Source organism: Psychrobacter immobilis (assembly GCF_003148585.1).
In the GTDB taxonomy this organism is placed as follows: domain Bacteria; phylum Pseudomonadota; class Gammaproteobacteria; order Pseudomonadales; family Moraxellaceae; genus Psychrobacter; species Psychrobacter immobilis.
Genome location: NZ_QGGM01000028.1, coordinates 1 through 5,406, shown reverse-complemented (window position 1 = coordinate 5,406; position 5,406 = coordinate 1). Strand labels below are relative to the sequence as shown.

At 48.9% G+C, this 5,406-nt stretch carries 2 tRNA genes and 3 rRNA genes; all 5 read right to left on the bottom strand.

Going from position 1 to position 5,406, the window contains the following annotated elements:
- Positions 1-82: ribosomal RNA gene (rrf, locus tag C8D84_RS13595) — 5S ribosomal RNA — on the bottom strand; the annotation flags it as partial.
- Between the two features lie 187 nt (positions 83-269).
- Positions 270-3,132, bottom strand: a 23S ribosomal RNA gene (locus C8D84_RS13590).
- A gap of 344 nt (positions 3,133-3,476) precedes the next feature.
- A tRNA-Ala gene (locus C8D84_RS13585) sits at positions 3,477-3,552 on the bottom strand.
- Between the two features lie 9 nt (positions 3,553-3,561).
- Positions 3,562-3,638: transfer RNA gene (locus tag C8D84_RS13580), tRNA-Ile, on the bottom strand.
- A 75-nt stretch (positions 3,639-3,713) separates the two neighbouring features.
- A 16S ribosomal RNA gene (locus C8D84_RS13575) occupies positions 3,714-5,252 on the bottom strand.
- Between the last annotated feature and the right edge of the window lie 154 nt (positions 5,253-5,406).

The following is a 5,406-nucleotide window of genomic DNA, read 5'->3' as shown; positions in this document are numbered from 1 at the left end:
CCACACTACCATTGGCGCAATGATGTTTCACTTCTGAGTTCGGGAAGGGATCAGGTGGTGCCATCATGCTATTGTCGTCAGCAAAGGGGGTTAGATATGAGTCTGTTATTTTTATTGTTTGACGTCAAGTATTAGCTTGTTGTCGATCAACTTGTAACCTAACTGAATCAAGGTTAAAGGTGATATCGAAATATTCTCTCGTTTCTATAAGCTTTCGCTTATACAAGATAGATTAATTAGAGCTTTCATACAAACCACTTGGGTGTTGTATGGTCAAGCCAAACGAGCAATTAGTACAGGTTAGCTACATGCATCGCTGCACTTCCACACCCTGCCTATCAACGTCGTAGTCTTCAACGGCTCTTTAGGGAAATCTAATCTTGAGGTGGGCTTCCCGCTTAGATGCTTTCAGCGGTTATCCCATCCGAACGTAGCTACCGGGCAATGCCACTGGCGTGACAACCCGAACACCAGAGGTTCGTCCACTCTGGTCCTCTCGTACTAGGAGCAGATCCTCTCAAATTTCCAACGCCCACGGTAGATAGGGACCGAACTGTCTCACGACGTTCTAAACCCAGCTCGCGTACCTCTTTAAATGGCGAACAGCCATACCCTTAGGACCTGCTTCAGCCCTAGGATGAGATGAGCCGACATCGAGGTGCCAAACACCGCCGTCGATATGAACTCTTGGGCGGTATCAGCCTGTTATCCCCAGAGTACCTTTTATCCGTTGAGCGATGGCCCTTCCATACAGAACCACCGGATCACTAAGACCTACTTTCGTACCTGCTCGACTTGTGGGTCTCGCAGTTAAGCGCGCTTTTGCCTTTATACTCTACGACCGATTTCCGACCGGTCTGAGCGCACCTTCGTACTCCTCCGTTACTCTTTAGGAGGAGACCGCCCCAGTCAAACTACCCACCATACATTGTCCTCGGTATTGTTATACCTGAGTTAGAACCCCAACATGACCAGGGTGGTATTTCAAGATTGGCTCCACCAAGACTAGCGTCTCGGCTTCAAAGCCTCCCACCTATCCTGCACAAGTCAGGTCAAAGTTCAATGTAAAGCTGTAGTAAAGGTTCACGGGGTCTTTCCGTCTAGCCGCGGGTACACAGCATCTTCACTGCGATTTCGATTTCACTGAGTCTCTGCTGGAGACAGCGCTGCCATCATTATGTCATTCGTGCAGGTCGGAACTTACCCGACAAGGAATTTCGCTACCTTAGGACCGTTATAGTTACGGCCGCCGTTTACTGGGGCTTCGATCAAGAGCTTCGCTTACGCTAACCCCATCAATTAACCTTCCAGCACCGGGCAGACATCACACCCTATACGTCCACTTTCGTGTTTGCAGAGTGCTGTGTTTTTAATAAACAGTTGCAGCAGCCTGGTATCTGCGACTGCCAACAGCTCAAGGAGCGTGTCCTATCACCATCAGCAGCGTACCTTCTCCCGAAGTTACGGTACCATTTTGCCTAGTTCCTTCAGCAGAGTTCTCTCAAGCGCCTTGGTATTCTCTACCTGATCACCTGTGTCGGTTTAGGGTACGATTCGTTTATAACTATTGCTTAGAAGCTTTTCCTGGAAGCATGGTATTTGCCACTTCACTGTACAAGTACAGCTTGCTATCAGATCTCAGCCATGTAACAACCCGGATTTACCTAAGTTGTAAGCCTACATCCTTTCACCTGGACAACCAACGCCAGGCTGACATAACCTTCTCCGTCCCTCCATCGCATTATAAACAAGTATCGGAATATTAACCGATTTCCCATCGACTACGCCTTTCGGCCTCGCCTTAGGGGTCGACTCACCCAGCCCCGATTAACGTTGGACTGGAACCCTTGATCTTCCGGCGTGCGAGCTTTTCACTCGCATTATCGTTACTCACGTCAGCATTCGCTCTTGTGATACCTCCAGCATGCCTTACGACACACCTTCACAGGCTTACACAACGCTCCCCTACCACTTGAAAACAAATTCAAATCCGCAGCTTCGGCTCCTAGTTTGAGCCCCGTTACATCTTCCGCGCGGGCCGACTCGACTAGTGAGCTATTACGCTTTCTTTAAAGGATGGCTGCTTCTAAGCCAACCTCCTAGCTGTCTATGCCTTCCCACCTCGTTTCCCACTTAACTAGGAATTTGGGGCCTTAGCTGGCGGTCTGGGTTGTTTCCCTCTCCACAATGGACGTTAGCACCCACTGTGTGTCTCCCGGATATCACTCATCGGTATTCGGAGTTTGCATCGGTTTGGTAAGTCGGTATGACCCCCTAGCCGAAACAGTGCTCTACCCCCAATGGTGTTCGTCCGAGGCGCTACCTAAATAGCTTTCGGGGAGAACCAGCTATCACCGAGTTTGATTAGCCTTTCACCCCTATCCACAAGTCATCCCCTGGCTTTTCAACGACAGTGGGTTCGGTCCTCCGGTGCCTGTTACGGCACTTTCAACCTGCTCATGGATAGATCACTCGGTTTCGGGTCTATACCCTGCAACTATGGCGCCCTATTAAGACTCGGTTTCCCTACGGCTCCCCTAAACGGTTAACCTTGCTACAGAATATAAGTCGCTGACCCATTATACAAAAGGTACGCGGTCACCCTAATAAATTAAGGCTCCCACTGCTTGTACGCACACGGTTTCAGGTTCTATTTCACTCCCCTCACAGGGGTTCTTTTCGCCTTTCCCTCACGGTACTGGTTCACTATCGGTCAGTCAGGAGTATTTAGCCTTGGAGGATGGTCCCCCCATCTTCAAACAGGATTTCTCGTGCCCCGCTCTACTTAATATGTTAACGCTAATGTTTCGAATACAGGACTATCACCTACTACGGTCAGCTTTCCCACGCTGTTCTTCTACATTAGCATTAATCGGCTTCTCCCCGTTCGCTCGCCGCTACTAGGGGAATCTCATTTGATGTCTATTCCTAAGGGTACTGAGATGTTTCACTTCCCCTCGTTCGCTTCTTGTACAAGTACAAGATACCTACCTTATGGTAGGTGGGTTTCCCCATTCAGAAATCTCCGGATCACAGGATATTGCCGCCTCCCCGAAGCTTATCGCAGGCTGTCACGTCTTTCATCGCCTCTGACTGCCAAGGCATCCACCATGTGCGCTTCATTACTTGACCATACAACCCCAAGTAGTCTTTCGACTGCTAAGTGTTATAAAGTCTAATTATGATAACGATATCACCTATGTTTATACGCTTGATTCAGTTCTCTTTACTTTTTTTAATCACTCACCCCTGGGATAACAACTGATGTCGTTAAGAGGTGAGTGATTAAGGTTAGGAAGTGCGCGTGAACACGCTCTTCCTAACCCAGACTCATATCTATGTTTTTAAATAGTCTCTATGCTCTCGTCGAGTCACAGATTCTGTATAAAACAGAAAGAAGTAATCGTGTCTTTATTCAAAGATAAATCACTTGTTTCTATTTATACTATTAGCACTTAAAGCTTATTCGTCTATAGTGGTGGAGCCAAACGGAGTCGAACCGTTGACCTCCTGCGTGCAAGGCAGGCGCTCTACCAACTGAGCTATGGCCCCATTATAAAATGGTGGGTCTAAGTGGACTTGAACCACTGACCCCCGCGTTATCAACACGGTGCTCTAACCAGCTGAGCTACAGACCCAATTACGCTTGTTAAAACGTAAGCTTAAACTAAAGAACAACTTGTTGTGAATTCTTGCTGACCGAATGCCATCTATAAGGAGGTGATCCAGCCGCAGGTTCCCCTACGGCTACCTTGTTACGACTTCACCCCAGTCATCAACCACACCGTGGTGAACGCTCCCCCGAAGGTTAAGCTATCCACTTCTGGTGCAATCAACTCCCATGGTGTGACGGGCGGTGTGTACAAGGCCCGGGAACGTATTCACCGCGGCATTCTGATCCGCGATTACTAGCGATTCCTACTTCATGGAGTCGAGTTGCAGACTCCAATCTGGACTACGATAGGCTTTTTGAGATTCGCATCACATCGCTGTGTAGCTGCCCTCTGTACCTACCATTGTAGCACGTGTGTAGCCCTGGTCGTAAGGGCCATGATGACTTGACGTCGTCCCCGCCTTCCTCCAGTTTGTCACTGGCAGTATCCTTAGAGTTCCCGGCTTAACCCGCTGGTAACTAAGGACAAGGGTTGCGCTCGTTGCGGGACTTAACCCAACATCTCACGACACGAGCTGACGACAGCCATGCAGCACCTGTATTCTAATTCCCGAAGGCACTCCCGCATCTCTGCAGGATTCTAGATATGTCAAGACCAGGTAAGGTTCTTCGCGTTGCATCGAATTAAACCACATGCTCCACCGCTTGTGCGGGCCCCCGTCAATTCATTTGAGTTTTAACCTTGCGGCCGTACTCCCCAGGCGGTCTACTTATTGCGTTAGCTGCGTCACTAAGTCCTCAAGGGACCCAACGACTAGTAGACATCGTTTACGGCGTGGACTACCAGGGTATCTAATCCTGTTTGCTACCCACGCTTTCGAGCCTCAGTGTCAGTATTATGCCAGAAGGCTGCCTTCGCCATCGGTATTCCTCCAGATCTCTACGCATTTCACCGCTACACCTGGAATTCTACCTTCCTCTCACATACTCTAGCTCTACAGTTTCAGATGCAGTTCCCAGGTTAAGCCCGGGGATTTCACATCTGACTTATAGAGCCACCTACGCTCCCTTTACGCCCAGTAATTCCGATTAACGCTTGCACCCTCTGTATTACCGCGGCTGCTGGCACAGAGTTAGCCGGTGCTTATTCTGCAGCTAATGTCATCGTCCATGGGTATTAACCATGGAGTCTTCTTCACTGCTTAAAGTGCTTTACAACCAAAAGGCCTTCTTCACACACGCGGCATGGCTGGATCAGGGTTTCCCCCATTGTCCAATATTCCCCACTGCTGCCTCCCGTAGGAGTCCGGGCCGTGTCTCAGTCCCGGTGTGGCTGATCATCCTCTCAGACCAGCTACAGATCGTCGCCATGGTAGGCCTTTACCCCACCATCTAGCTAATCCGACTTAGGCTCATCTAATAGCGAGAGCAGTAAACTGCCCCCTTTCTCCCGTAGGTCGTATGCGGTATTAATACGAGTTTCCCCGTGCTATCCCCCACTACTAGGTAGATTCCTAAGTATTACTCACCCGTCCGCCGCTCGTCAGCGAGAAGCAAGCTTCTCCTGTTACCGCTCGACTTGCATGTGTTAAGCCTGCCGCCAGCGTTCAATCTGAGCCATGATCAAACTCTTCAGTTTAATCTTGCTATGAAGCTCTTTAAAGAAGCTTCTAAACTTGGCTCATCTAATCTGGCAAAATCGCTAAAAATTATGTTCGTAATGAATTAACTTTGAGTTTTTCTGCTGTCTTAAATGATAATTTTTATAGTTAGAATGAACTCCGAAAAGGAGT